The sequence below is a fragment of the Pseudomonas sp. RC10 genome (genome assembly GCF_038397775.1).
Taxonomy (GTDB): domain Bacteria; phylum Pseudomonadota; class Gammaproteobacteria; order Pseudomonadales; family Pseudomonadaceae; genus Aquipseudomonas; species Aquipseudomonas bambusae.
In genome coordinates, this window is record NZ_CP151650.1 from 2,719,993 (window position 1) to 2,743,164 (window position 23,172).

Consider the following 23,172-nt stretch of genomic DNA (forward strand, 5'->3'; position numbering starts at 1 on the left):
TTCGATGATGAACAAAGCGTTATTTCTGGCGAGCGGACTGTCGGCGCTGATGTCCGGCAGTGCCTGGGCGGACAATTCCCTGACCGTTGCCCTGAATGCTGATATTCGCAGTACAGAGCCAGGGGTCAACCGCGACACCAATTCCGATGCCGTCATGCTTCATCTCACGGAAGGGTTGGTGGCGTTTCGCGAGGATGCGACTGTCGGGCCGCTGCTGGCCGAGCGTGTGCAAGTGTCAGAGGATGGTCTTCGTTACACGTTCCATCTGCGCCAAGGTGTGAAGTTTCAGAACGGCGCAACGCTCACGGCGGCAGATGTCGTCTGGACCTGGCGGCGCTATCTTGATCCGAAAACCCAATGGCGCTGTCTCGGGGCTTTCGACGGGCACACGGGCGCTAAAGTCGTGGACATTTCTGCTCCTGATCCTCTCACCGTCACCTTCACGCTGGATCAACCCAACGGTCTGTTCTTGGCGAGCACTGCGCTTCCCGAGTGCGGCGCCAGCGGGATTCTGCACCCCGATTCCGTGGTCGATGGCGTGTGGAAGGCCCCGATCGGTACAGGCCCGTTCAAGCTGGGTGAGTGGAAGCCCGCCCAGTCGATCGAGCTGGTGCGGTTCAACGACTACACGCCGCGCAGTGAGGCCGGTCCTGATGGCTACACGGGAAACAAGACGGCCAGGCTTGATCGGATCAAGCTGATGGTGATCCCGGACCCTGCGGCGGCGAAGGCGGCGCTGCTCTCGCGAAACGTCGACATGCTGATAGACGTCACCCCGATTGACGCTGATGAGTTGGCGCAAGTGAAGGGCGTGAAGATTGCCTCCAGCGGCACGATGTCCGTGAGCGCGCTGTTGTTCCAGACACGTGACCCTTTGCTCAAGGATGTGCGGCTGCGCCAGGCCATCGCCTACTCGCTGGACACCTCCCAGATCGTCGCGGCGCTGACCGAGAACAGGTCCAGGGCGAATCCGTCGATGGTCGCTCTGGGCAGCAAGTACCATCAGGCCGCTGAAGACCAGGGATACGGGTACGACCCCGTCAAGGCCCGACGGCTGTTGGCGGAGGCCGGCTACAAAGGGCAACCGATCAAATTACTCGTCAACAAACGCTACCCCAGCATTTTTGACATGGGCGTATTCGTCCAGGCAATGGCCAGGGAAAGCGGCATTAATCTGGAGCTGGAAACCCTGGAGTGGGGTACGCAGCTGGAGCGCTATCAGAGCGGCAACTACCAGATCATGGCGTTCCCTTACTCCGAGCGCCTGGACCCTGCACTGAGCTTTGATTCCGTGAGCGGAAACAAAGACAAGGAGCCGAGAAAGGTGTGGGATAACCCGCAGGCACTTCAACTGTTGGCCGAGGTCACCCGTGAAGCGGACCCTGACAAACGCCAGGCGCTTTTCGATCAACTCCACGCGCTGATGATCAAAGACGTTCCGCTGATCGCGATGTACAACGGTAATTCGATTGCCGCGCATCGTGATTACGTCCAGGGGGTAAAACCCTGGCCGGTGTCCAAGCCACGGTTCTGGACCGTTGAGCTGCAAGCCGGGAGGCCGGGAGCATGATGCGTTTTGTTATCCAGCGTTTGGCAATGGCCCTGCCCACGCTGTTCCTGATTTCGTTGATGGTGTTTGCCATCATCCGCCTGGTGCCGGGAGACCCTGCGCTGCTGATGCTCGGTGATATGGCTGACGCTCACAGTCTGGCGGTGACCCGCGAAGCGTTGGGCCTCGACCGGCCCATGGCGCTGCAATTCCTGATCTGGCTGAAGGCTGTTCTGAGTGGTGATCTGGGAATGTCCATCACCACCAGTCAACCCGTTCTGCCGCTGATCCTGGACCGCTTCAGTGTGAGCGCCAGTATTGTCCTCGTTTCGGTCCTGGTGGCGGCAATGGTCGCCGTCCCGCTGGGGCTGCTGGCTGCCTGGAAGCAAAATAGCCCGTTGGACTTCGGCGTCGTGGCCGGCGCGACGCTGCTGCTGTCCATCCCCGGTTTCTGGCTGGGATTGCTCCTGCTTTATGCCTTCGGCATCAAGCTGGGCTGGCTGCCGGTGGTGGGGTATGTCTCGTTCAGTGAGGCGCCCTGGCAGGCGCTGAGTTACATCGTGCTCCCCATCGTGACGCTGACGCTGGTGGAATTTGGCGCGATCACGCGCATGGCGAGGGCCAGTGCCATTGAAGTCCTGCGACTGGAATACATCACTCACGCCCGGGCCAAAGGCTTGTCTGAGGGCGCCGTGCTTTGGCGGCATGCCTTGCGAAACGCCTTCGCGCCAACGTTGACCCTGATCGGTTTGATTCTGGGCAACCTGCTCAGCGGTATTGCGGTACTTGAAACCGTTTTCACGCTGCCCGGCATCGGTCGCCTCATGGTCGACGCCATTTATGCACGGGACTATCCCGTTCTGCAGGGATGCCTGTTGCTGGTGACGTTTGTGTATGTGCTCGTCAACCTGCTCGTCGACCTGCTGTATCCGCTCTTCGATCCAAGGGTCAAGCTATGAACAAGCCTCTTACAAAAGACGCGGTGTTGAGGGTTCCGCCCGTTTGCGCCGCTCGACGCAGCCGGCGCCTGCTGCCACTGAACGGCATCATTGGCACCACGTTGCTGGTGCTCCTGTTGATGACCGCGTTGGTGGGGTTGGTGTGGACTCCCTCGGACCCTCTGGCCTTGAACCTGCTGGCGCGTCTGAAGGCGCCATCCGTGCAGCACTGGCTTGGCACGGATGAATACGGCCGTGATGTCCTCAGTCGCCTCATGATCGGTGCGCACACCAGCCTGTGGATCAGCGCCCTCACGGTCACTCTGGCGGTCATCGCGGGAACGTTCCTGGGCCTGATCGCGGGCTTCTTCCGGGGATGGTTCGACCGCATCCTGATGATGATCAACGATGCACTGCTGGCATTCCCCGGAATTCTTCTGGCGCTTGGGATCATGGCGATCATTGGCCCGAGTCTCTACGGAATCGTGTTTGCGCTGAGTCTTGCCTACACCCCGTCCGTGGTGAGGGTGGTGCGTGGCACCGCCTTGTCGCTGCGGGAAAAAGAGTTCGTCGAAGCGTCTCGGGTCATTGGCAACTCGGAGCTGTACACGATGTTCCGTCACGTCGCGCCGAACTGTGTCGCGCCCATCTGCGTGCTGGCGACGAGCATGTTCGGGTGGGCCATCCTCGCCGAAAGCTCTCTCAGTTTTCTGGGGCTTGGCGTGCCGCCTCCGGCTGCGACCTGGGGCAACATGCTCGCGGCCAGTCGTCCCTACATCGCCACGGCGAGCTGGCTCGGGGTGTTTCCGGGGGTGTGCATCGCCTTGTCGCTGTTGGCTTTCAATCTTTCCGGCGATGCGTTGCGCGATCGTCTCGACCCACGGATGAGGAAGTGAGCATGACGTCATCCCATGTTTTGTTGGCAGTGGAAAACCTTCAGATTCGAGTGGGCCTGGATGGACATCTGGCGGTCGATGACCTCAGTTTTACCGTCGCCCCGGGGGAGATCGTCGCCCTGGTGGGAGAGTCCGGCAGTGGCAAGACGATGGCGGCCCGCGCCGCCATTGGCTTGCTGCCACCGCCGTTGGAACAGGTCGGCGGCGCCGTGCGTTTCGAAGGGCGAGACCTTGCGGGACTGCGACCTGAACAGCTTCGCCAGATCAGAGGCGCGAAGATCGGCATGGTGTTCCAGGAACCGATGGTCTCCCTCAATCCGTCGCTGACCATCGGCCAGCAGATGGCTGAAGGCCTGCGATTGCACACCGACCTCAATGAGGAAGACATTCGGCTGCGCAGTCTGAAGATGCTGGAGCACATTGGCATTGCTGACGCCGAGAGATGCCTTCGTGCCTATCCGCATGAGTTCTCGGGTGGTATGCGTCAACGCATCATGCTCGCGTCGGTCATGCTGCTGCGCCCCGCGTTGCTGATCGCCGATGAACCGACGACGGCACTGGACTGCCTCGCGCAGCTTGACGTGCTCAAGTTGATGCTGGGGCTGGCGCGGGAAGAGGGCACCGCCATTTTGTTCATCAGTCATGACCTGTCGCTCGTGGCGCGCTATGCGCACAAAGTCGTGGTGATGCGTAACGGCAAGGCGATCGAGCAGGGCACGACTGAACGGATTCTGTTATCGCCGCAGGCGGAATACACCCGGCAGCTGCTTGAGGCATTGCCGCGGCGCGGTGTGCTGGTGCCACTGCCGCCCAGCGAGCGTCCAGTGCTGGAAGTCGAAGGCGTCAGCATCGAGCACCCCGGACCACGCAGTTTCTGGGGCCGTGCCGCGCACAAACGTGTGGTGCACGGCGCCAGTCTGTCCATCGCCCCTGGCGAAACCCTCGCCTTGGTGGGGGGCAGTGGCTCAGGCAAAACAACGTTGGGGCGGGCTGTGGTCGGCCTCGTCAAACCCCGGGAAGGTGCGATCCGGTTTCAAGGGGTCGATATCCTTCAAGCCGCCAATCGCGAGCATCGTCTTCAGTGCCAGATGATCTTTCAGGACCCTTATTCGTCACTCGACCCACGCATGAAAATCGGCGAGATCCTCGCCGAGCCCTTGCGTCACGAACCGTCACTCGACGCAGCGGAAAAACGCGAGCGGGTGCGCAAGACCCTCATTGATGTGGGCCTGACGGAGCAGTTCGTTGATCGTTTTCCCCATCAGCTCTCTGGCGGTCAGCGGCAGCGAGTGGCCATTGGCAGGGCGCTCGTCAGGCACCCCCGACTGGTCATTGCCGACGAGCCTATTTCTGCCCTGGACATGACCATTCAAAAACAGATTCTGGAACTGTTCGAAAGGCTGCAGGCGCAGTACGGCTTTGCCTGCCTGTTCATCTCCCACGACCTGGCGGCGGTTGAAAGAATCGCTCACCGCGTCGCCGTCATGAGTGAGGGCAAGCTGGTGGAAATGGGGTCCCGAGAAGAGATATTCGATCACCCTCGGCATCCCTACACGCGCAAGCTGCTGGCCGCTGCCAGTCCGCTGGAAAAACTTGAAAGCGGTGGCTACCGCATAAGACCCGGACCTGTCGCCATCGCCCTGTAAGCACACCTGACCGTTTCACCGCTCGCGCGAATCCGACATTTGCGCGAAGGGCGAAGCCATGCCTGAAAAACAAGAAAAACATGTAATCACCCACATTCTGCCAGGAGCTAACAACATGAAAAAATCCCTGACTCGACTCGTGACCGGCGTCGGCGTCGTGGGCACAGGCCTCGTGCCAGCTTTCGCCCAGGCCGAGTTTTTGAAGGACAGTACAGCAACGCTGGACATGAAGAACTACTACTTCAACCGGGACTATCGGGAAGAATCCGCTCAGTCCATGCGCAATGAATGGGCGCAAGGGTTCATCCTGGATGTGAAGTCCGGTTTCACCGAGGGGACGGTGGGTTTCGGGCTCGATGCGGTAGGTATGCTGGGTGTCAAGCTGGACTCCAGCCCTGACCGTTCGGGAACGGGCCTGCTGGATCGGGGCAGCGACAAGCGCGCCGATGACGAGTACTCCAAGCTCGGTGTCACCGGCAAAGTCCGCCTGGCCAAAAGTGAGCTTCGATTGGGGTATCTGGTGCCCGATCTGCCGACGCTGCAACCCAACACCAGCCGGTTGTTCCCTCAGTCATTCAGCGGAACTCAACTGGTCTCCAGCGACATCAAGAACCTGACGTTGACGCTTGGCCAGCTCGATCAGGCCAAAGACCGGGACTCCACCGACTATCAGGACATGCACCTGACCTCACAAAGCAAGGCCTACAAGAGCACCGCGGCCAGCGACCAGTTCCGCTTCGACGGAGGTGACTACAAGCTCACGCCCAACACGACGCTGACCTATCACTATGCGCAGCTGGAAGGCCTCTACAACCAGCAATTCGTCGGTGTGAAAAACAGCTTCGGGCTGGGGCCCGGGGTGGTCAAGACCGACGTCAGGTATTTTGCAGCGGACGAGGACGGCGCAGCGCTGGCGGGCAAAGTCGATAACCGAGCCTTGAGTACGCGAATGATGTGGAACTGGAACGGCCACAGCATCGGCGGCGGCTACCAGAAACAAATGGGCAGCACACCCTTCACGTACGTGGACGGGACCGTGACGTACCTGTTTACCGAGTACCAGTTGGTCAACTTTTCGCAGACCAAGGAACGCGCCTGGCACGGCCGTTATGACTATGACTTCGCGGCCCTGGGTGTGCCCGGCCTGAAGTTCTCCGCACGTTACGCGAAGGGGGATCAGGCAGAAATCATCGGGTTCAACGGCGAAGGGCGTGAATGGGAGCGCGACATGGACATCTCCTACGTGATTCAGGGCGGCCCTTTCAAGAACGTGTCCTTCCGCTGGCGCAACGCTCAGAACAACGGCAACTACTACAACGACACCAATGAGAACCGAGTGATCATCGGGTACACCCTCGCGCTCTGGTAACCCGTGTGCCGCAGGAGGTTGGCGAGGTGGAGATGCACCTTGCCGATCGTTTTGGCCTATCAGGATAGCCGGGGCCGCCCTTACTGCCATTCAGGACGGCTCGCTAAGATTTCTCTCAGCGTCCGTCCTTTTCAAACGTCGAGAATTTTACCTTATGGAACATCGCGCACACCCTTTGGTGATGGCTACTCCGGGCTGCCACAGGCAAATCGACAGCGAGCACTACGGGCCAGTTGGCCAGGGTCGCAAGGTCTACATCCAGGCGGCGCTGCACGCCGATGAAATTCCCGCCATGCTTGTTGCGACACGCTTGCGCAAACACCTCATCGAGCTGGAAAAAGCCAACCGCCTCCAGCATGAAATCGTGCTGGTGGCCGTGGCCAACCCGGCTGGTCTGGGGCAATTCATCATGGGGGCATCGAGCGGTCGTTTCGAGTTGGGAAGTGGTCGGAATTACAACCGAAACTTTCCGGTGCCTCACCGTGAGATTGCTCAGAGCGTCGAAGGCGCTCTGACCCATGACGCATCTGCCAACCTCACCCTCATTCGCAACGCCTGGCTGAAGAGCCTGAGCGAATGGCAGCCGGCTGACGAGTATGCGTCGATCCAGCGCACGCTCATGTTGCTGGCTCACGACGCGGACATCGTGCTGGACCTTCATTGCTCCCGCGAAGCCGCCATGCACCTGTACACCGGCGAGGATGTCTGGGAAGAGGTCGAGCCTCTGTCGCGCTACCTGGGTGCGGAAGTTTCGCTGCTGGCCAATGACTCTCAAGGTTATTCGTTCGACGAGGCTTTGTGCCTGCTCTGGAGTCACTTGCGCAGCCATTTTGGTGCGAGGTTTCCGATCCCCAACGGTAGCGTGGCGGTGACCATCGAGCACCGTGGCCAGCGGGATGTTTCCTATGAAATAGCGGAGCAGGACGCGACTGCGATCCTCGATTACCTCGTGCACCGTGGCGCGATAGCAGGCGTTGCGAACCCCCTCCCACCATTGCGTAATCCCGCGACTCCCTTGGCCGGAAGCGAGCAGTTTTACGCCCCGTCGGCCGGCATTCTGGTGCACCGCGTCCCGGCAGGCAGGCGTGTCCAGGCCGGGGATGAGCTGTTCGACATCGTCGATCCCCTGACGGGAGACGTGCTCACCCTCACCAGCAAAACGTCCGGCGTTCTGTATATGCGCCGGGAGATCAGATTCGTCAGGCCCGGCGATCCGTTGGGGCGGGTATCGGGCGCTGTGCCTATACGCACCGGGAAACTCCTCGGTGCATGAGTGCCTTTCGGGGTCATTTATTCAGGAAATCAAGATGAATGCTGTCACGATGATCGAGCGCGAAAAACGCTTCTGCGCTCACAATTATTCGCCATTGCCGGTTGTGCTTGTCAGAGGGGAAGGGGTGTGGGCAATCGGGAGCGACGGGACGCGCTACCTGGACATGATGTCGGCCTATTCCGCCGTCAGCCACGGGCATGTCCACCCACGTATTCGAAGTGCCGCCGTCGCGCAGATCGACAAGTTGAGCGTGATTTCTCGCGCCTTCTACAGCCAACCGCTGGGCGAATTCCTCGAAGCGCTGTGCCGGATCACCGGATTCGACGGCGCGCTTCCAATGAACAGCGGCGCCGAGGCGGTTGAGACGGCTATCAAGGCCGCGCGCCGCTGGGGCTATCGGGTGAAGGGCATTGCGCCCGATCAGGCCGAGATCGTGGTGGCCGACAGTAACTTTCATGGGCGCACATCCACCATTGTCGGATTCTCCAGCGAGCCTGCATACAGGGCTGATTTCGGGCCTTTCTGTGGGGGCTTCAAGCAGGCGGGCTTCGGTGATATCGAAAGCTTTCGGCAGGTGATCAACGCCAATACCTGCGCCGTATTGATCGAGCCCATTCAAGGCGAAGCGGGTATTCGCGTCCCTCCGGCCGGGTTCCTGCGGGAACTTCGGGCCCTCTGCGATCAGACCGGCACGCTGTTGATCCTCGACGAAATTCAATCGGGTCTGGGGCGTACGGGGAAATGGTTCGCCTTTGAGCACGAGGAGATTCGGCCCGATGCCGTGATCCTGGGCAAGGCACTGGGTGGCGGAATCATGCCGGTCTCCGCCTTCGTCGCAAGGCGTGAGCTGATCGACCAGTTCAATCCGGGCAGCCACGGGTCAACGTTTGGCGGTAACCCGCTGGCCGCCGCCGTTGGCCTGGAGGCACTCAAGGTGCTGGAAGAGGAGGGCCTGATTGAAAACAGCGCACGTCAGGGCGAATACCTTAAACAACGTTTGAACACTTTCAAGTGTCCAGCGATTCGAGAGGTGCGTGGTCGAGGTTTGTGGATCGGTATCGAGTTGGATCGTCCCGCGAAACCTTACTGCGAAGCGCTGCTTCAGGAAGGGGTGCTGACGCGTGAAACCCATGAAAATGTATTGCGGATTGCACCTCCGTTGTCGATCACGCGTGATGAGCTGGAATGGGGGCTGGAGCGAATCATCAAGGTGCTGGGGTCCTGAATCCTGATGTCTCCCGGTTTGCCGGGCTCACGTGAAACAACCCACCGATGTGAATCGTTTTCTGTGCCTTTTTCGGGTCTTCCTGACCTTCATTTTCGCTTCTTTCCAGGAGTCTGCCTCGCTGGGAGGGCCCGCAAATAAGGGAATTCGTCTATCAGGATGCTAATTGACATCCTGATTGCGAGCGGATTAGCATGGCCGCTCAACGTCGATACCTCCCAAAAAAAGGACAGATCCATGCAGGTTCAATTCGTCTTCGATTACAGAAGTCCCTATTCGTATCTGGCTAACGCTCGTTTGACCGAACTTGAGCACGGTGTTGAATACCTCCCGGTCGACGTTCTGGCGGTCATGAAGAAGGTCAATAACCAGCCTTCCCCGGCATGCCCTGTAAAAGCCAAATACGCCATGGAGGATGCGGCGCGATGGGCGAAGGTGTATGACGTGCCGTTGAAACCCAACATGGACCTTTTCAAAGCGCTGCGCACCGCCGATGTGGACGGTTCCCTGTTTTCCAGGGCAGGCCTTGCCGCACTCAAGACCGGTGTGTTTGAAGCGTTTCACACCGGGCTTTTCCACGCGGTGTGGGCGGGAGAGGATGATTTGGTGAGTGTCGAGGGGCGCAGTGCGTTTCTGAAGAAGCTTGGGCTGGACGTTGATGTGTGGTCGGTCGCGGACACCGCTGATATTCGCGAGCAAATCGAAGCGCACAATGAGTCATCAGCTCATCGTGGCGTTTTTGGCGTCCCGTCCTTCGTTTGCGCCGACGAGCTGTTTTTCGGCAATGATCGGCTGAATTTTGTCATCGCCAAGCTCAACGCCGCCAAGGAGGCTTGATATGGGCGATAGAAAAGTGGCAATCGTCACCGGCGTCGGACCTGGCACCGGCACCGCAATCGTTCGCCAGCTCGCTGACGCAGGTTTTCAGGTGGCAATGATCGCCCGCAATGCAGAGCGGTTGAGCGCTCTTGCCCATGAGCGGCCGGACGCTCACGCGTTTCCCGCCGACGTCTCGAATCCTGATGCACTCGATAGCGCACTGGATGCGATACGCGAGCGGCTGGGAGACGCGGACGTTCTCGTCCATAACGCGGTGGGAGGCGCATTCGGCAACTTTTTGGACATTGATCCGGCGGTTTTGCAGCAAAACTTCCAGACCAACGTCATGGCATTGCTGCACTTGGCCAGAAAGCTCGCGCCTGCGATGGTCAAGAAAGGCACGGGGGCGATTGTCGTGACAGGCAATACGTCAGCGATACGCGGCAAGAGTCAGTTTGCGGCCTTCGCGCCGACCAAGGCGGCACAACGCATTCTGGCGGAGTCGATCGCCCGAGAGCTTGGCCCACAGGGTGTTCATGTAGCGTATTTGCTCATTGATGCCGTTATTGATCTTGAGTGGACCCGTAAAATGCAGCCTTCGGCTCCCGATGAGTTTTTCATCAAGCCGGCGGACATCGCGGCTGAGATTCTTCACATCATTCACCAACCACGCAGCGCATGGTCGTTCAATGTCGAACTGCGACCCTTCGGCGAGAAGTGGTGAGATAATGAATGGGCTGGGGCGTGCGCTTCAGCCTATTTCAATGAGGGACTGGTGTTTATGGGGCACTCGCAGGCGGGCAAAAAACTCACTCATGACCGGATCGTGAGCATTGCGGCACGTCGTTTTCGAGAACACGGAATCGATGGGTTGAGTATCAATGATTTGATGAAAGAGGCCGGGCTTACGCACGGTGGTTTTTATAAGCATTTTGAGTCCCGCGAACAACTGGTCGCCGAAGCCCTCGCCGCCGCATTTGCCGGGTACGACAGTCCGGAAAGAGCGTCTCCAGTTACACTGGAGGCGCTCGTCGCCGAATATTTGAGCCCCACGCATCGCGATGCGATCGGCTTTGGCTGCGCGGTGAGTGCGTTGGTCAACGACGTGGGGCGCGTGCAAGGCGAGGCGCGTGATCTTTACACCTCCAAGCTTCGCTCCAATGTCGATCAGATTGCGGCGCTGTTGGTCGCCGACAAGGAATCCGACTCAAAGCGTCGAGATGCAATCGTGGCGTTCAGTACCATGGTGGGCGCACTGGGTCTGGCAAGAGCCGTTTCTGATTCTGATCTTTCGAGCGAAATTCTCGAAGTCGCCCGTGAATCATTGCTTCACACGTTATCCGCGAAGTAACACACCCGGTTGCCTCGCCATACACTTCCAACACTCGGGATGATCAAGACTGCCGGGCGTGAGCGCGGCAGCCAGGATGACATAGCGGATTACTGCTGTTTCTTCATCGCGTCTTTTGATGCGCCATCTTTAGACATCGCGTCCCCACTGGCTCCGTCTTTGCCCATGGCGTCGTGCTGGGCGCCTTGCTTGGACATTGCATCTTTACTCATCGTGTCGTGCGCCATACTGCTTTCTTTCGACGTGCCGTCCTTGCTCATGTTGTCTTTAGACATAGTGTCGGCGGCATACGCACCACCCAGGGCCAGCATCAACGAGCCCGCGAACACAGTTGCAATTAGCTTTTTCATGTTTATCTCTCTTGCGTGGTTGATTACGAGGGTGAAATTGGCGATCAACTGCCGCCAAACCAGTTATAACCCTGGTCTTCCCAGTAGCCGCCCGGGAAAGTATTGGTTATTTCAATGGAAACGATATGTTTGGGGTTTTTGTATCCCAGTTTGGTCGGGATACGCACTTTGATGGGGTAACCATATTCAGGGGGTAGAACCTGATCGTCCCAGCTCAGGGCCAACAGCGTCTGGGGATGTAACGCGGACGCCATATCAATGCTGGTGTAATAGTCATCAGCACATTTGAAGCTGACGTATTGCGCCTTGGTGTCCGCCCCCACCCCTTTGAGGAAGTCGCTGAACCGGACACCTCCCCACCGCCCGATGGCACTCCACCCCTCCACACAGATATGTCGGGTGGTTTGGAACACTTGGGCCATGTTATGAAGTTCTGCGAGTGTCCACGGTTTTTTATTGCTTACCAGGCCCCGGACTTCAAGGCGATAATCATCCCCGCGGACTGCCGGGATACGGTCTTCTCCATAAAAAGCGTTAAACGGAAAGGGACGTGTAATGTCGGACTCGGCATATTCAGGAACCAGTAATTGTCCGTTAAACAGCCAGCCTTGAACACGGTCGTTAAATCTTGAGATTTGCGTCAGCACTTTTTCGGCGACTTCGCTGTCATCCAGGCTGCACCCCGTTAACATTAACGCGCCACCCAGTGTGAGCCCCTGCCTCAAGAAACGTCGGCGTCCTGCATCTCCCAGTTTTCGAGTGAGAAGTTGTTCCGCGTCACTCACCAGTTGTCGGGCATCGCTGTCTGTGATCGCCCGATGTTTGTTGTCCCGAGTCATGATCAGCGTCCTCGTACAATGGTCAGGAAAGTTTTCGGTACAAGCATCACCATGACGAGATGCACGACGATGAATGCCGCGATGAACGCCATCAGATAGAAATGTATGAAGCGCGCGGAGTCGTACCCTCCCAGGAGGCTACGCAAGAAGGGGAACTGAACGGATTTCCACAACACCAACCCTGAAATAATCAGTCCACCCGCCGCCAGCACCATTGAAACGTAGGCGAATTTCTGCACCATGTTGTAATGCCGCGCATCGGTATGCGTCAGCCGACCGTGTAATGCCGCCTTCAAGTCCCGAATAAGATCACCAACTCCCAATGGCAAAAAGCGCACCTTGAATCGGCCGCTGCACAGGTTGATGAGCAAGTAAAGGATTCCGTTCAGCGCAAATACCCACATGGCTGCAAAGTGCCATTGCAACGCGCCACCTAGCCATCCACCCAATGTGATGCTTTTGGGAAAGCTGAAACTGAATAAGGGGGAAGCATCATAAATTCGCCAGCCACTCATGAGCATGACTACGATGGCCAACGCATTAGTCCAGTGGCAGAGGCGCAGCCATAAAGGATGAATGAGCTCTCGCATTAATGGCGATGAAGTCTTCATGTTCACGTCCGTTTATTGTCGTCGGGAAGCGGGAAAGTTTGAGTATGCCGAATCACCCTGTGATCGAATAGCGCTAAAGTTTAAATATTTCGTGACAGTCTCCTTATCAATAAGGCTGATGCTTGAGTTATCCGGAATCGATGCTGTGCATGGCAGGATTTTGAAATAGACACGGTCGATCATGCGGACTGCAAAGTGCCGATAGTGCTGTGCAAAAAATACAGGGTGCCCACCGGCGGAACTTGGCTATAAGTGGTTGGCGTTTGTTATTTATCCCGGTCCATGCAAACTGAATTCCTCACAGTCGCTCGCTCCAATCAGGGTCGCCTGACTCACCGACGCGTCCCACCAGATCACCCGAAGCAAAGGAGCGGCGGATGCGATGTAAACCGCTTGTACCGGATTGCTTTCCACGAAATGCGTGCACGCCATGCGCACCGCAGCGTCAGCTTTATGGCTCGCCACCTGGCTGGGGCTGTCGTCGTGTGCGCTCGGGTCTCTCATGACCAGTTCGATGCCGCCGAACCCATTCTTATCCAGCCATGCCTGCGTGCGTTGACGGTCCATGTGTGGGCGGCCAGTGATGATCGCTTTGACACTCTGCTTCAGCGGAGCCTTTTTGAAGGCGGGGAGCGCGTCGCGCTCATCCAGGGCCCGCTCCAGATCCGCGCGGTAGGCTCCCGGGTCAATGTCCCTGAGAAGGACACCGTCAAGGTCGATGGCATAGGCATCGTACTGATGATCCGGGGCCATTGCCGCCGTGCGACCCCCTCCGGTTTCGTCCCAATGCTTTCGGTAATTCAGCGTGTAAGCCTGGCGTTCCCATGGGAAAACAAGCGTGTAGCCCCGCCCGTCGATGGAGTAATCCGGGGTGATGACACTCTTGTCGTCGAATCCGGCGGTCAGGGTTTTGATTCGCGCGCCCAGAATTTCGAGGTACCCTAAACAATCCGAGAGCGTATGGCCGACGCCCGATATGTCCTCGCACAGCAACACTTTACTACCGGGGGTAGGGACGGGGAGCGCCGAGTCCCACACGGCCAGGCGTTGGCCTCGGTCATACCTCAAGAAGGTCACCGGGATGCCCGCGGCATGGGACACCATGAGTGCCAACGGAGCGCCTCCGCGCAGGATGCCGATAACACAGACGAACTCTTCTTTAATCAGTCTGGATTGGATTGATGCAATCCACCGATCAATGTGTTCATAAGTAAGGGCCAGGACAGGCTTGTCCACATGCATATCTCCGCTTAAACATCGAATGAATCAAAAATGTATTCCCGTGCGTGATTTCGGCGCCGTCGTTAAAGAAGGCGCTGTTTATCCGTTATTTGCATGAGTCAGTGGATGTTCCAATGCCCGGCGCCAATGCACCCAATAAGGGGCGCATCTTCCGGTAAGGCGATAAACAGGATAGGGGTGCTTTCGCGCCGACGCCAAGTATTAATATATATTTTTGAATGCCTGTAACCCGCGCACGTTTGTTGACGAATGATCTATTTACGCAAAAAAACAGGCTGGTTGATTGGGATGAATGTGAAACACCTTGGTTAGGCGCGGGATAACAGTTATTCGTTATCGGTATTAATAAGAGCCGTCATGAAGTCTGAAACAAAGGGATGATCGAATCGCGCTCATAGGCCGATCACGTTTCTTTGCGCTCATACTCTTTTCTCCACATGCTCGATACACGCGTGCTCATGCGGTTCCGACGGCTTGCGGTTACCGTCTGGCCGGACACCGCGCCAGGTTGTATGTCGTTCGCTATTCATCGATATAATGGCCGGCCGTCGAGCGCACAGACCCCGCGATCTCGGCGCCCGACGGTTTAATGCATGGTTCGTTGAGTGGATCACCTCTCAAGCGCTTGAAAAAAGGGTATATGAATAGATTATTTTCCGTGGCGCCGATGATGGACTGGACGGATCGCCATTGCCGGTTCTTCCTGCGTCTGCTCTCCAAAAACGCGCTGCTCTACACCGAGATGGTCACCACCGGCGCGCTGCTGCATGGCGACAGCGAACGTTTCCTGCGCCACGATCAGAGCGAGCATCCGCTGGCGCTGCAACTGGGGGGCAGCAACCCGGCTGATTTGGCGGCTAGTGCGCGTCTGGCCCAGACGGCGGGTTACGACGAGGTGAACCTCAACGTCGGTTGCCCGAGCGACCGGGTGCAGAACAACATGATCGGTGCGGTGTTGATGGGCCATCCGCAACTGGTCGCCGATTGCGTGAAGGCCATGCGCGACGCGGTCTCGATACCGGTGACGGTCAAGCACCGCATCGGCATCAATGGGCGGGACAGCTACGCGCAACTTTGTGAGTTCGTAGGCACTGTGCGCGACGCCGGGTGCACCAGTTTTACTGTCCACGCCCGCATCGCGATTCTCGAAGGCCTGTCGCCCAAGGAAAACCGCGACATCCCGCCGTTGCGCTACGACGTGGTGGCTCAGCTGAAACAGGATTTCCCCGACCTTGAGATCATTCTCAACGGCGGCATCAAAACCCTGGAAGACTGCCGGGAACACCTCAAAACCTTCGACGGCGTGATGCTGGGCCGCGAGGCTTATCACAACCCCTACCTGCTGGCCGAAGTGGACCGCGAGCTGTTTGGCGGTGACGCGCCGCCGATCACCCGCGCCGAAGCCCTGGCGCAACTACGGCCTTACGTCGAAGCCCATTTGCGCGACGGCGGCTCGATGCATCACATCACCCGTCACGTGCTGGGCCTGGGCACCGGCTTCCCCGGCGCGCGCAAATTCCGTCAACTGTTGTCAGTGGACATTCACAAGACCGACGACCCGCTGGGCTTGCTGGACAAGGCCGGGGCGTTGCTGGAAGGGCGCTAGTCGCTCACGCCGAGAATGCCGGTCGGGCCTGTCCATCATCGGACCGACTTTTCCGACCGGCATTGCGCTGAGGGCTATTTCGCCGCCCGGTCCAGATAATCGCAAAAATGCTTCTTCGCCTCATCCTCGGGGGTGTACAGCCCTGCCTGTGTGACAAAGGTCATGGTCACTTTCGAGCCGCTGCCTGACTTTTCCACCAGCGCATTCAGCGGCGCGACCTTGCTGGCCCCGACCTGCTGGTAGACATTGATGATGCCGCTTTCAGGGTTAGAGACTTTCATCTGAAAGCCTTCGGTGGTCAGGATGTTATTGACGTTCTTGAAGGCTCTTTTGTAAGGCGTATCGGGCAGGTAGCCGTAGGTGCTGAAGCTCTTGCCGACGAGGATGTTGCCGTCGGTGCGGAAGTTGTCGAGGCACTGACGGCCTGTCGGGTTGGATGCGCAACCCTGCAAGGCCGCGGCGGCGAGCAGGGTGAGGGTGATGCGTTTTGCCACAATCATGACGAACGGCTGTGTCATGCCATTTGCTCCGTACTTCCTGTCTGGAATGGTCTGCGCCCGAGGTGTCCGAGGCGCACATCAGTGGGGGCCTGTGAGGCGTCTTGCGACACGCATCCTACAAGTTTTCAGGTGCTTGAGCGATGCGTGAAGCCGGTATTCGCGCCCGCCGCTAGCGCCTCCCGGTGCGCGTGCTGACATCGACCCACACCGCCAGTACCAGAATGCTGCCCTTGACGATCATCTGCCAGTAGCTGTCCACGTCGAGCATCGACATGCCGTTGTCCAGGCTGGTGATCACCAGAGCCCCCAGCAGCGCGCCATACACCGTGCCCGATCCGCCACGCATGGAGGTGCCGCCAATGAAGCAGGCGGCGATGGCGTCCAGTTCGCCCATGTTGCCCGCCGACGGTGAGCCTGCGGCCAGTCGCGCCGTGTTGACCAGCCCGGCAAGGGCACACATCACGCCCATGATGCCGAAGATCCACAGCTTCACCGCCTGCACGTTGATGCCGGACAGGCGCGTGGCTTCCATGTTGCTGCCCACCGAATAAATGCGGCGACCGAACACGGTCTGGCTGGTGACGTAGCTGAACACGCCGAGCAATACCAACAGCAGCAGGACCGGGACCGGAATACCGTCGTAGCTGTTGAGGGTGTAGACGAAACCGGCGAGGACCGCGCCAATGGCGAGCACGCGCAGAATGTCTCGCACCAACGCGTGAGCCGCGAGGCCGTGCAGCGCGCGGTTGCGACGCTGGCGCCAGGTGAGGAACAGCGTCAGGGCAAACAGCAAAACGCCCAGCACGACGCCCACTAACGGCGGCAGATAACCCTGGCCGACATACACCAGCTGTGGCGACACCGGAGCAATGGTGGTCCCGCCCGTGATCCCCAGCAAAATCCCGCGAAACGCCAGCATGCCGCCCAGACCGACAATAAAGGACGGGATGCGCAGGTAAGCGGTCATGCAGCCGTTCGCCAGCCCGATGGCCAGGCCGCACAATGCGACGACGCCCAGGTTCAGGATCAGCGGCACGTGATAGACCACGTCGAGAATCGCCGCAACGCCCCCCAGCAAACCCAGCAACGAACCGACCGACAGGTCGATTTCCCCGCTGATGATCACCAGCACCATGCCGCAGGCAAGAATGCCGGTGATGGACATTTGCCGCAGCAGATTGGAGAGGTTGCGCGGGGTTATAAAGCCGCCTTCGGTTTGCCAACTGAAGAACAGCCAGATCACCGCGATGGCGATGACCAGCGCGAGCATCTTGTAGCGGGTGAACAGGTGTTTGAGCTGATTCATGTACGCGTTTCCCTCGCATCACGGGGCTGATCGTTATTGTGATTGGCGCCAGTGGGGTGCAGGGCCGCCGCCAGCACCTGCTCTTGGGTCAGGCCCTGATTGATGAAGTCGCTACGCAACTGGCCTTCGCCGATCACCAGCACGCGGTCCGACACGCCCAGGACTTCAGCCAGCTCCGACGACACCATGATGATCGATACGCCACGGGCGGCCAGGGCGCCCATCAGCTTGTAAATCTCGTACTTGGCGCCGACATCGACGCCTCGGGTGGGCTCGTCGAGGATCAGCACGCGGGGTTGGGTCAGCAGCATTTTCGCCAGCACCGCCTTTTGCTGATTGCCACCGGAGAGGCTGGTGATCGGCAGAAACGGGCTTGCGGTCTTGAGGTGCATGCGCGCGATTTCTTTGTCGATGCTGCCCAGCTCGGCTTCGGCGTCGATGCGGGTCAGGCGCGAAAAGCTGTCGAGTACGGCAAGGGTGATGTTCTGGCCGACCCCCAGGTCGGGAATGATGCCTTGGCGTTTGCGGTCTTCAGGGACCATGCACAGCCCGGCGCGAATGGATTTCAGCGGCGTGCGCGTGTCGACGGGTTTGCCCTCCAGCCAGACCTCTGCTTCGTAGCGACCGGGGTAGGCACCGAACAACGCTGACACGAGCTCGGTCCTGCCTGCACCCACCAGCCCGGCGATGCCGAGGATTTCCCCGCGCCGAAGGGAGAACGAGACGTCGTCGACGCGTTTGCGTTTCGGATTGTCGACGTCGTAACAAGTGACATGGCGTGCTTCGAAAACCACTTCGCCGACGTCGTGGGGCTCGGTGGGGTAGAGGTTGCTCATTTCGCGGCCAACCATCTGAGTGATGATCCTGGCGATGTCCATGTCGGCCATGGCCGTGGTCGCGATGTGTTTGCCGTCGCGAATCACCGAAATGGTGTCACAGACCGCCGCCACCTCATCGAGCTTGTGAGAGATGTAGACGCAAGCCACGCCCTTGGCCTTGAGGTCACGAATGATGTCCAGCAGCACCTCGATTTCCGAGCGGGTCAGGGCTGAAGAGGGCTCGTCGAGGATCAGCAAGCGGGCCTGCTTGTTCAGCGCTTTGGCGATTTCCACCAGTTGCTGATGCCCGCCGCCGTATTGCGACACCGGCAACGAGACGTTCATGTCCGGCACCTTGAGCTCGCGCATCAGCGCTTCCGCGCGGTGGATCATGGCGGGATAGTTCATGCGCCCGCCGGGCAGGGTCAGCTCGTGGCCCATGAAAATGTTTTCCGCCACCGAAAGGTCGGGGACGAGGGTCAGTTCCTGATGGATGATGACGATCCCGGCGGCCTCGGTTTCGCTGATGGACTGCGCTTTCAAGGGCTGGCCGTCCCAGACGATTTCCCCCTCCCAAGTGCCGTAGGGGTAGACCGCTGACAGCACTTTCATCAGCGTCGATTTGCCCGCGCCGTTTTCACCACACAGGCCGACGCATTCACCGGGGCGCACCGTGATGTCGATGCCATTGAGGGCTTTGACACCGCCAAAGGTTTTGACGATGCCGTTCATTTGCAGCAGGTAGTCGGACATTGCGGGGTCTCACACAAAAGCCAGAGGCGGGTGCAACGCTGCCGGTTTGCGCAATACCTTGTGGGACCGAATTCATTCGGGAAGCGTCGTATCAGGCGATACATCCGTGCCGAATGTACCGGCCCCTCCCGAATGAATTCGGTCCCACAGGTTGCGCGTCACGGCAGCCGATCGGGTCTGTTCAACGCGATCCGTTATTTCCCCGCTATCTGATCCTTCGTGTAGAACCCGTCCTTCTCCAGCACGTCGATGTTGTCCTTGGTCAATGGCGTCGGCGTCAGCAGGATGGTGTCGACCTTTTTGGTGCCGTTGTCATATTGCGAACTGAAGGCCGGTTTTTCGTTGCGCGCCAGTTGCACGGAGAGCTTGGCGGCTTCCGAAGCGATGAGTTTGAGCGGCTTGTACACGGTCATGGTCTGGGTGCCGTCGATCACCCGTTTGACGGCCGCCAGGTCGGCGTCCTGGCCAGAGATCGGCACCTTGCCGGCGAGTTTCTGCGCCGCCAGGGCCTGGATCGCGCCACCGGCCGTGGCGTCGTTGGAGGCGACGATGCCGTCGATCTTGTTGCTGTTCTTGGTCAGGGCGTTTTCGACGATGCTCAAGGCTTCGGTCGGGTTCCATTCCTTGACCCACTGCTGGCCGACAATCTTGATGTCGCCCTTGTCGATGGCCGGTTGCAGCACTTTCATCTGGCCTTCGCGCAGCACTTTGGCGTTGTTGTCGGTGGGCGCGCCGCCGAGCAGGAAATAATTGCCTTTGGGCTGCGCCTTCAAGACCCCTGAAGCCTGCATTTCGCCGACTTTTTCGTTATCGAAGGAGATGTAGGCGTCGATGTCGGCGTTGAGAATCAGCCGGTCATACGACACAACCTTGATCCCCGCCTTCTTCGCTTCGGCCACGGCGTTTGTGAGCACGGTGGCATTGAACGGCACGATGACGATCACGTCGACGCCACGAGAGATCAGGTTTTCGATCTGGGAAATCTGCTTCTGCTCGTTGGCGTCCGCCGATTGCACGAACACCTTGGCGTCCATTTTTTCGGCCGCCGCGACGAAGTAGTCACGGTCCCGGGACCAGCGTTCGAGGCGCAGGTCGTCGATGGAAAAGCCGATTTTCGGATGAGCCGCATCCGCCATGACCGGCAGACTGAGCAAGGCGAGCGCAGAGGCGAGCAAGGTGCGTTTCAGGTTCTTCATTGTGGTGCGTCCTTTTATTGTTGTTTAGAGGCACTTCATGAGCGTGTCGCGGAGGAAACTGTAGAGACTTCAGTGGCGACGTGATGCAGAGAATTGTCGCGAGTTTGTCACCACGTTTTGGTTGGAACTCGCCGGCACCTCCCACCGATTCAATTCCCGGTGAATGCCGTCAGCGGTAGATAAACCGGTTCACAACGCCTTCGAGCATCTCCTGTCGGCCGCTGACGGCTTGGGGGTTCAGGTCATGTTCCAGCGCATGTCGGGCGAGGGATTCGAGGCTGAATTCGCCTGTCTGCACGGCGCGACCGAACGGCTGGTCCCACCCGGCATAACGCTGGGTCTTGAACTGCTGCAGGACATCGTTTTCCACCATCGCGGCGGCGCGTTCGAGGGACAGGGCGAGCACATCCATCGCGGCCACATGGCCATAGAACAGGTCAACGTCATCAAGGCTCTGGCGACGCACCTTCGAATCGAAATTGAAGCCGCCATTCTGGAAGCCGCCCGCCTTGAGGATCTCGTAGGTGGCGAGGGTCAGCTCTTCGACGCTGTTGGGGAACTGGTCGGTGTCCCAGCCGTTCTGGGGGTCGCCACGATTGGCGTCGATGCTGCCGAAAATACCGAGGGACGCCGCCGTGGCGATTTCGTGGTGAAAGCTGTGCCCGGCGAGGGTCGCGTGGTTGGCTTCGATGTTGACCTTGATCTCCTTCTCCAGGCCGAACTGCTGCAGAAAACCGAAGACCGTGGCGCTGTCGTAATCGTACTGGTGCTTGGTCGGCTCCTGGGGTTTGGGCTCGATCAGCAAGTCGCCCTTGAAGCCAATGGCGTGCTTGTGCTCGACCACCATGGCCATGAAACGTCCGAGCTGTTCGCGCTCGCGCTTGAGGTCGGTGTTGAGCAGGGTTTCATAGCCTTCGCGACCGCCCCAGAGCACGTAGTTCGAACCGTTGAGGCGCTGCGTGGCGTTCATCGCGTTGAACACTTGGGCGGCAGCGAAGGCGAACACCTCAGGGTCCGGATTGCTCGCAGCGCCTGCTGCAAAGCGCGGATTGCTGAAGCAGTTCGCGGTGCCCCACAGCAGTTTCAGGCCGGTGCGAGCCTGGTGGCGTTCGAGCTCATCGACCATCTGGGCGAAGTTGCGGGTGTATTCCTTGAGGCTCGCGCCTTCGGGGGCGACATCGGTGTCGTGGAAACTGTAGTAGTCGATGCCCAGCTTGGAGAAGAACTCGAACGCCGCGTCGGCCTTGAAGCGCGCTACCTCCATGGCATCCCCCGTCTTGATCCAGGGGCGCTTGAACGTGCCGACGCCGAACATGTCGGCTCCCGGCCAGACGAAGGTGTGCCAGTAACAAGCCGCCATGCGCAGGTGCTCACGCATCGGCTTGCCGAGGACCCGCTTGTTGGCGTCGTAATGGCGAAAGGCAAGGGGGGATTCGCTGTGCGGGCCTTCGTAGCGAATGGTGTCGATTTCGGGGAAGCAGGGCATCGAAGTATTTCCTTATTGTTCTTGGCGTTGCCCCGATACTAGCAACGGCCTTGGGCCTTCCGATTACGAAAATCACCAACTCGGTGTTCGATTTTGAGTATTGAGATTCCCTCTCGGCAGGCCTAGTCTGTGCCGACCTGTTTGGCAGGCCCGGGAGAACAACAATGAAAACCGTCCCGCCCGTGCACCGTATCGCGCTGTTGTTCAACGGCGGCAAAATCTATGATCGCGGCATCATCACCGGCATTGGCGATTACCTCAGCAGCACGCGCGCGTCCTGGGACCTGTTCCTTGAGGAGGATTTCCTCTGCCGTTTGAAAGGCATCGAGCGCTGGCAAGGCGACGGGATCATTGCCGATTTCGACGACCCGCTGATTGGCGAAGCGCTGGCGCACAGCAAGCTGCCGGTGGTGGCGGTGGGTGGCTCCTACGCGGACCCCGACGCCTACCCGAAAAACATTCCTTACGTGGCCACCGACAACGTCGGCCTGATCAAAATGGCGTACGAGCACCTGATCGAAGCGGGGCTGACCCGATTCGCCTGCTTCAGCCTGCCTGAGGCGCAGAGCAATCGCTGGGCCCAGGAGCGGGAAAACGCTTTTCGCAGCCTGCTCAAGCGCGACGGCCTGCGCGGTGAGGTCTATCGCGGCTTGAGCACCAGTGCGCCGTTGTGGGACAGCGCGGTGGAGCAGCAGATCGCCTGGCTGCAACGCCTGCCCAAGCCCATCGGCATCATTGCCGTCAGCGACGCCCGTGCCCGGCAGTTGCTTCAGGCGTGCCTGACCGCGGGCATCGCGGTGCCGGAGCAAGTGGCGCTGATCGGCATCGACAACGACCCACTGACCCGCACCCTGACCCGCGTGCCATTGAGCTCGGTGATTCAGGGCACGCAAAGCATGGGGCGAATGGCGGCGCACATGCTGCACCAGATGCTCCACGGCATGCCGTCCACGACCCATCAGATTCTCGTGCCGCCCGAGGCGATCAACGTCCAGGCATCGAGCCTTCATCAGCCGCTGGGCAATCCGTATGTGATGCAGGCGCTGCATTTCATCCGGCAGTACGCCTGCCAAGGCATCAAGACGGCCCAGGTCTCGGGCTATGTCGGTATCTCCCGGTCGTCACTGGAAGCGCATTTCCGCAAGGAACGCAGCTGCACCGTGCACGACGAGATCCTCGGGTTCAAGCTCGCGGCGGCGGCTTCACGGCTACAGAACAGTGATTCGGCCATTGCCGACATTGCCCAGCACTGCGGCTTCAAATCCGCGCAATACCTGCACACGGTGTTTCGCCGCGAGTTCGGCTGCACGCCTCGGGAATACCAGCAAAGCGCCGTTCATTCATTCGATTCTCATACGCGTTCTGCGGAGCGCGTCTTTACATGACACGTCACGATCAC

At 59.1% G+C, this 23,172-nt stretch carries 21 protein-coding genes; 12 read left to right on the forward strand and 9 right to left on the reverse strand.

The features are described 5' to 3' along the window. Nucleotides 1-7 precede the first annotated feature (7 nt). The 10 genes from AAEO81_RS12635 (at nt 8) to AAEO81_RS12680 (ending at nt 11,066) form a co-directional block, all read left to right on the forward strand. Nucleotides 8-1,570: an ABC transporter substrate-binding protein gene (locus AAEO81_RS12635; protein WP_341963944.1), complete on the forward strand. Its 1,563-nt coding sequence runs from the start codon at nt 8-10 to the stop codon at nt 1,568-1,570. Then, nucleotides 1,567-2,508: an ABC transporter permease gene (locus AAEO81_RS12640; protein ID WP_341963945.1), complete on the forward strand. Its 942-nt coding sequence runs from the start codon at nt 1,567-1,569 to the stop codon at nt 2,506-2,508. Before AAEO81_RS12635 ends, AAEO81_RS12640 begins: the two co-directional genes overlap by 4 nt. Further along, on the forward strand, nt 2,505-3,383 hold the full coding sequence (locus AAEO81_RS12645; RefSeq protein ID WP_341963946.1) for an ABC transporter permease: 879 nt from the start codon (nt 2,505-2,507) through the stop codon (nt 3,381-3,383). The genes AAEO81_RS12640 and AAEO81_RS12645 overlap by 4 nt, the downstream gene beginning before the upstream one ends. A gap of 2 nt (nt 3,384-3,385) precedes the next feature. Further along, nucleotides 3,386-5,029: an ABC transporter ATP-binding protein gene (locus tag AAEO81_RS12650; protein ID WP_341963947.1), complete on the forward strand. Its 1,644-nt coding sequence runs from the start codon at nt 3,386-3,388 to the stop codon at nt 5,027-5,029. A gap of 115 nt (nt 5,030-5,144) precedes the next feature. Then, nucleotides 5,145-6,398 (forward strand): OprD family porin, encoded by a 1,254-nt coding sequence (locus tag AAEO81_RS12655; protein ID WP_341963948.1) that lies wholly within the window; start codon nt 5,145-5,147, stop codon nt 6,396-6,398. A 154-nt stretch (nt 6,399-6,552) separates the two neighbouring features. Next, nucleotides 6,553-7,671 carry a succinylglutamate desuccinylase/aspartoacylase family protein gene (locus AAEO81_RS12660; RefSeq protein ID WP_341963949.1) on the forward strand — a complete coding sequence of 373 codons (1,119 nt, stop codon included), beginning with the start codon at nt 6,553-6,555 and terminating at the stop codon, nt 7,669-7,671. 34 nt (nt 7,672-7,705) lie between these two features. Further along, nucleotides 7,706-8,896, forward strand: a complete 1,191-nt coding sequence (gene rocD / locus AAEO81_RS12665) for an ornithine--oxo-acid transaminase (protein WP_341963950.1) — start codon at nt 7,706-7,708, stop codon at nt 8,894-8,896. 159 nt (nt 8,897-9,055) lie between these two features. Next, a complete protein-coding gene (locus AAEO81_RS12670; protein WP_341963951.1) occupies nt 9,056-9,733 on the forward strand; it encodes a DsbA family protein in 678 nt (225 codons plus the stop codon). A 16-nt stretch (nt 9,734-9,749) separates the two neighbouring features. Then, a complete protein-coding gene (locus AAEO81_RS12675; RefSeq protein WP_341963952.1) occupies nt 9,750-10,439 on the forward strand; it encodes an SDR family NAD(P)-dependent oxidoreductase in 690 nt (229 codons plus the stop codon). A gap of 57 nt (nt 10,440-10,496) precedes the next feature. Continuing rightward, nucleotides 10,497-11,066: a TetR/AcrR family transcriptional regulator gene (locus AAEO81_RS12680; RefSeq protein ID WP_341963953.1), complete on the forward strand. Its 570-nt coding sequence runs from the start codon at nt 10,497-10,499 to the stop codon at nt 11,064-11,066. 89 nt (nt 11,067-11,155) lie between these two features. Here the strand turns inward: AAEO81_RS12680 and AAEO81_RS12685 are convergent, their stop codons facing one another. The 4 genes from AAEO81_RS12685 to AAEO81_RS12700 all read right to left on the reverse strand — a co-directional run bounded on the left by AAEO81_RS12685 (nt 11,156) and on the right by AAEO81_RS12700 (nt 14,102). After that, entirely contained in the window at nt 11,156-11,416 is a 261-nt protein-coding gene (locus AAEO81_RS12685) for a pentapeptide MXKDX repeat protein (protein WP_341963954.1), read from the reverse strand. A 44-nt stretch (nt 11,417-11,460) separates the two neighbouring features. Next, nucleotides 11,461-12,255: a molybdopterin-dependent oxidoreductase gene (locus AAEO81_RS12690; protein ID WP_341963955.1), complete on the reverse strand. Its 795-nt coding sequence runs from the start codon at nt 12,253-12,255 to the stop codon at nt 11,461-11,463. Between the two features lie 2 nt (nt 12,256-12,257). Further along, nucleotides 12,258-12,866, reverse strand: coding sequence for a cytochrome b/b6 domain-containing protein (locus AAEO81_RS12695; RefSeq protein ID WP_341963956.1), 609 nt, complete (start codon nt 12,864-12,866; stop codon nt 12,258-12,260). 270 nt (nt 12,867-13,136) lie between these two features. Then, nucleotides 13,137-14,102, reverse strand: coding sequence for a phosphoribosyltransferase (locus tag AAEO81_RS12700; protein WP_341963957.1), 966 nt, complete (start codon nt 14,100-14,102; stop codon nt 13,137-13,139). Nucleotides 14,103-14,748: 646 nt separating this feature from the next. Here AAEO81_RS12700 and dusA point away from each other — a divergent pair. Then, the gene (gene dusA, locus AAEO81_RS12705) at nt 14,749-15,714 is read left to right on the forward strand and encodes a tRNA dihydrouridine(20/20a) synthase DusA (RefSeq protein ID WP_341963958.1); all 966 of its coding nucleotides are present in this window, start codon (nt 14,749-14,751) and stop codon (nt 15,712-15,714) included. A 74-nt stretch (nt 15,715-15,788) separates the two neighbouring features. On the opposite strand, the gene AAEO81_RS12710 is transcribed toward dusA, so the two are convergent. The 5 genes from AAEO81_RS12710 to xylA form a co-directional block, all read right to left on the reverse strand. After that, nucleotides 15,789-16,232, reverse strand: coding sequence for a hypothetical protein (locus AAEO81_RS12710; protein WP_341963959.1), 444 nt, complete (start codon nt 16,230-16,232; stop codon nt 15,789-15,791). 151 nt (nt 16,233-16,383) lie between these two features. Next, entirely contained in the window at nt 16,384-17,520 is a 1,137-nt protein-coding gene (locus AAEO81_RS12715) for a sugar ABC transporter permease (protein ID WP_341963960.1), read from the reverse strand. Continuing rightward, a complete protein-coding gene (gene xylG, locus AAEO81_RS12720) occupies nt 17,517-19,091 on the reverse strand; it encodes a D-xylose ABC transporter ATP-binding protein (protein WP_341963961.1) in 1,575 nt (524 codons plus the stop codon). The genes AAEO81_RS12715 and xylG overlap by 4 nt, the downstream gene beginning before the upstream one ends. A 194-nt stretch (nt 19,092-19,285) precedes the next feature. Then, nucleotides 19,286-20,287 carry a D-xylose ABC transporter substrate-binding protein gene (gene xylF / locus AAEO81_RS12725; RefSeq protein WP_341963962.1) on the reverse strand — a complete coding sequence of 334 codons (1,002 nt, stop codon included), beginning with the start codon at nt 20,285-20,287 and terminating at the stop codon, nt 19,286-19,288. 169 nt (nt 20,288-20,456) lie between these two features. Beyond that, nucleotides 20,457-21,773 carry a xylose isomerase gene (xylA, locus tag AAEO81_RS12730; RefSeq protein ID WP_341963963.1) on the reverse strand — a complete coding sequence of 439 codons (1,317 nt, stop codon included), beginning with the start codon at nt 21,771-21,773 and terminating at the stop codon, nt 20,457-20,459. Between the two features lie 164 nt (nt 21,774-21,937). Between xylA and AAEO81_RS12735 the strand changes: the two genes are divergently transcribed. Next, entirely contained in the window at nt 21,938-23,158 is a 1,221-nt protein-coding gene (locus tag AAEO81_RS12735; protein ID WP_341963964.1) for a DNA-binding transcriptional regulator, read from the forward strand. Nucleotides 23,159-23,172 lie beyond the last annotated feature (14 nt).

What these genes read in the sequence shown, in the direction of transcription:
- AAEO81_RS12735 (WP_341963964.1), top strand. Translation starts at nt 21,938, where the DNA reads ATGAAAACCGTCCCGCCCGTGCACCGTATCGCGCTGTTGTTCAACGGC.
- AAEO81_RS12680 (WP_341963953.1), top strand. Translation starts at nt 10,497, where the DNA reads ATGGGGCACTCGCAGGCGGGCAAAAAACTCACTCATGACCGGATCGTG.
- AAEO81_RS12640 (WP_341963945.1), top strand. Translation starts at nt 1,567, where the DNA reads ATGATGCGTTTTGTTATCCAGCGTTTGGCAATGGCCCTGCCCACGCTG.
- AAEO81_RS12695 (WP_341963956.1), bottom strand. Translation starts at nt 12,866, where the DNA reads ATGAAGACTTCATCGCCATTAATGCGAGAGCTCATTCATCCTTTATGG.
- xylA (WP_341963963.1), bottom strand. Translation starts at nt 21,773, where the DNA reads ATGCCCTGCTTCCCCGAAATCGACACCATTCGCTACGAAGGCCCGCAC.
- AAEO81_RS12660 (WP_341963949.1), top strand. Translation starts at nt 6,553, where the DNA reads ATGGAACATCGCGCACACCCTTTGGTGATGGCTACTCCGGGCTGCCAC.
- AAEO81_RS12710 (WP_341963959.1), bottom strand. Translation starts at nt 16,232, where the DNA reads ATGACACAGCCGTTCGTCATGATTGTGGCAAAACGCATCACCCTCACC.
- AAEO81_RS12645 (WP_341963946.1), top strand. Translation starts at nt 2,505, where the DNA reads ATGAACAAGCCTCTTACAAAAGACGCGGTGTTGAGGGTTCCGCCCGTT.
- AAEO81_RS12650 (WP_341963947.1), top strand. Translation starts at nt 3,386, where the DNA reads ATGACGTCATCCCATGTTTTGTTGGCAGTGGAAAACCTTCAGATTCGA.
- rocD (WP_341963950.1), top strand. Translation starts at nt 7,706, where the DNA reads ATGAATGCTGTCACGATGATCGAGCGCGAAAAACGCTTCTGCGCTCAC.
- AAEO81_RS12715 (WP_341963960.1), bottom strand. Translation starts at nt 17,520, where the DNA reads ATGAATCAGCTCAAACACCTGTTCACCCGCTACAAGATGCTCGCGCTG.
- AAEO81_RS12655 (WP_341963948.1), top strand. Translation starts at nt 5,145, where the DNA reads ATGAAAAAATCCCTGACTCGACTCGTGACCGGCGTCGGCGTCGTGGGC.
- xylF (WP_341963962.1), bottom strand. Translation starts at nt 20,287, where the DNA reads ATGAAGAACCTGAAACGCACCTTGCTCGCCTCTGCGCTCGCCTTGCTC.
- AAEO81_RS12685 (WP_341963954.1), bottom strand. Translation starts at nt 11,416, where the DNA reads ATGAAAAAGCTAATTGCAACTGTGTTCGCGGGCTCGTTGATGCTGGCC.
- AAEO81_RS12670 (WP_341963951.1), top strand. Translation starts at nt 9,056, where the DNA reads ATGCTAATTGACATCCTGATTGCGAGCGGATTAGCATGGCCGCTCAAC.
- xylG (WP_341963961.1), bottom strand. Translation starts at nt 19,091, where the DNA reads ATGTCCGACTACCTGCTGCAAATGAACGGCATCGTCAAAACCTTTGGC.
- AAEO81_RS12690 (WP_341963955.1), bottom strand. Translation starts at nt 12,255, where the DNA reads ATGACTCGGGACAACAAACATCGGGCGATCACAGACAGCGATGCCCGA.
- dusA (WP_341963958.1), top strand. Translation starts at nt 14,749, where the DNA reads ATGAATAGATTATTTTCCGTGGCGCCGATGATGGACTGGACGGATCGC.
- AAEO81_RS12635 (WP_341963944.1), top strand. Translation starts at nt 8, where the DNA reads ATGAACAAAGCGTTATTTCTGGCGAGCGGACTGTCGGCGCTGATGTCC.